The organism is Thalassococcus profundi, from assembly GCF_003344785.1.
Taxonomy (GTDB): Bacteria; Pseudomonadota; Alphaproteobacteria; order Rhodobacterales; family Rhodobacteraceae; genus Puniceibacterium; species Puniceibacterium profundi.
This window is the reverse complement of the sequence record NZ_QPMK01000036.1, coordinates 1-2,456: the sequence shown is the minus strand read 5'-3', so window position 1 is coordinate 2,456 and position 2,456 is coordinate 1. Positions and strand designations below refer to the sequence as shown.

At 69.0% G+C, this 2,456-nt stretch carries 4 protein-coding genes; 1 reads left to right on the top strand and 3 read right to left on the bottom strand.

What is annotated here, in order from left to right; genetic code table 11:
• The 3 genes from DU478_RS22395 to DU478_RS22385 all read right to left on the bottom strand — a co-directional run.
• Window positions 1-520, bottom strand: a 520-nt coding sequence (locus tag DU478_RS22395) for an alcohol dehydrogenase catalytic domain-containing protein (RefSeq protein WP_158545831.1), incomplete at its 3' end; no start/stop codon positions are given.
• A gap of 116 nt (window positions 521-636) precedes the next feature.
• Window positions 637-1,182, bottom strand: a complete 546-nt coding sequence (locus DU478_RS22390) for a carboxymuconolactone decarboxylase family protein (protein WP_114513062.1) — start codon at window positions 1,180-1,182, stop codon at window positions 637-639.
• Window positions 1,183-1,248: 66 nt separating this feature from the next.
• Window positions 1,249-1,686 carry a c-type cytochrome gene (locus tag DU478_RS22385; RefSeq protein WP_114513061.1) on the bottom strand — a complete coding sequence of 146 codons (438 nt, stop codon included), beginning with the start codon at window positions 1,684-1,686 and terminating at the stop codon, window positions 1,249-1,251.
• Window positions 1,687-1,808: 122 nt separating this feature from the next.
• Here DU478_RS22385 and DU478_RS22380 point away from each other — a divergent pair.
• A partial coding sequence (locus DU478_RS22380) for a Y-family DNA polymerase (RefSeq protein WP_147276406.1) occupies window positions 1,809-2,456 on the top strand: 648 nt, incomplete at its 3' end.

Sequence of the window (2,456 nt, the reverse complement as noted above, 5' to 3'; positions counted from 1 at the left end):
TGGTGACGCCGCAGCCGATGTAGCAGATCTTGTCGAAGGGCGCGTCCTCGCGCACCTTGGCCAGCGCGATTTCCGGCACCACCGTGTGGTTGGCGAAGGTCGAGCAGCCCATGTAATGATGGATCGGCGTGCCGTCGAGCATCGAGAATCGCGTCGTGCCGTCGGGCAGCAGGCCCTTGCCCTGGGTCGTGCGGATCGCCTGGCAGAGGTTGGTCTTGCCCGACAGGCAATACTCGCATTCGCGGCACTCGGGCGTGTAGAGCGGGATGACGTGATCGCCGGGCTTGAGGCTGGTCACGCCCTCGCCCACCTCCAGCACCACGCCCGCGCCCTCATGGCCCAGGATGGCGGGAAAGATGCCCTCGGGGTCGTCGCCGGAGCGGGTGAATTCGTCGGTGTGGCACAGGCCCGTCGCCTTGATCTCCACCAGAACCTCGCCAGCCTTCGGCCCCTCGAGGTTCACCTCCATCACTTCCAACGGTTTCCCGGCCTCAACGGCCACGGCTGCACGGGTGCGCATATCCCTCGTCTCCCCTTGTTGTTGTCGAATCCGCGCGGACCCTGCACCGGGCCGCCCGCCGCCGCAACCGCGACGAATGGTTGCAATCTGCCGCAGGCGGCACGGTGGCGCAACGCTCAGGGCGCGGGGGTCTGAGCGAGTTCTGCCGCGATGTCCGCATCGAGAGGCACGTCCAGAGACTTCAGCATCCCGGCCAGCACCGTGTAGAATCCGACCGTGGCAAAGAGGTCGAACAACCCCTCCTGCCCCACCAGCGCCACCACCTCCGCGACCTGGTCGGGCGTCAGCCGATGGTCCGGCCCCAGATGCGCATCCACCGCCCCGGCGATCACCGCATCCTCCGGCGCCATGGCGTCGAGCGGACCGCGGATGCTGGCGATGCGCGCGTCGCTCATGCCCAGCTTGCGGGCGCGGTAAACGTGGCTGTCCCATTCGTAACTGCTGCCCATGTGATGCCCGGTGCGCAGGATCGCCACCTCGCTCAACTCGGGCCCCAGCGCGGTCTGCACCACCACATGATCGCGCAAAGGCGCCCAGGCGCGCAGCAGTTCGGGCCGATGCGCCATGACGCGGTAGACGTTGAGCTTGGTGGCAAAGCCGCCCTTGAGATCGGCCAGCGCCTCGGGCCAGTCGGCATCGGTCAGCGGGGGAAAGGCAGGCATGGCGGTCTCCGGGATCAGGGCCTGCCGATCCTGCCCCGGCGACGGCCCCGGCGCCAGCCCGGGCGGTCAGTTTTCCAGCCGATAGTCCTCGTGACAGCTGTAACAGGCCTTGGCCACGGCCCGCATGCCGAATTGCACTTCCGCGCGGCTCTCGGTCTGCATCGTCTGCGCGGCCGCCTCCAGCTTTGAGGCCTCGGCGGTGAAACCTGTCCAGTCGCTCCAGATTTCGGGTCGCGCCTCGGATTTCGGATCCTGTGCCGCATCCTCGAAGGCCGCCGCAACCCCTGCTGCCTGCGCCGCCAGCGCATCGACCAGCCGCGCGGCCTCGTCTGCGTCGAACCGCTGCGTGCCCTTGGCAAAGGCACCGAGCCCCGCGACCGTGTCCTTGATATCCGTCATCAGGTGCATGCGCGGCATGACCTTTGGATTGGTTACGCCGGAATGGGCAAGCGCAGCCCCGGTCAGGAGCGGCAGCAGGATCAGCAGGACGGTGGCGCGGTACATCGGCTTTCCTCTCGATGGCGTGTCCTAGCTACGCGCTCCGCCGCGCGAAAGTTTCACGGCCCGGACTCGACTCCGGGCGATGCGAAGCCTAGAACATAAAGTGAACAAACTGCTGCTGCCCCATGTCCAACCGACGTATCCTCTCGCTCTGGTTTCCGCGCCTCAGCGCCGAACGGCTGTTGCGCCGCGATCCGCATCTGGACGCGCATCCCTTTGCGGTTGTGCGCGACAGCGGCCAGATGCAGGTGCTGTCGTCGCTGTCGCTCAAGGCGTCGCAGGCCGGGCTGACCCCGGGCCAGCCGCTGCGCGACGCCCATGCCATGTGCGCGACGCTGCTGACGCGGTTGCAGAACCCGCATCGCGAGGCGGCCTTCCTGGGGGTGCTGCACCGCTGGGCGGGCAAGTTCTCCCCCTGGGTGGCGCAGCAGGACGGCGACGGGCTGGTCATCGACCTCACCGGCTGCGCGCATCTTTTCGGCGGCGAGGCGGGATTGGTGGACCAGGTGCGCCGCGACTGCGCCGATCTGGGGCTGACGGTGCGCCTGGGGCTGGCGGACACGCTGGGCGCGGCCTGGGCGCTGGCGCGGTTCAGCGCGCAGGATCCCGGCCATCACCGCAGCGGCGACGCCATCGAACAGGAGGCCCGCGCCACCCGCGCCAAGGCCGGCAAGCGGCGGCACTGGGAACGCGGCGGCCCCCTGCCCGGCCTGCCGTCCCGGCCCGCCGCCAGCGGAGAGATCGCGGCCCCGGGCAAGGCGCATTCGGCCCTG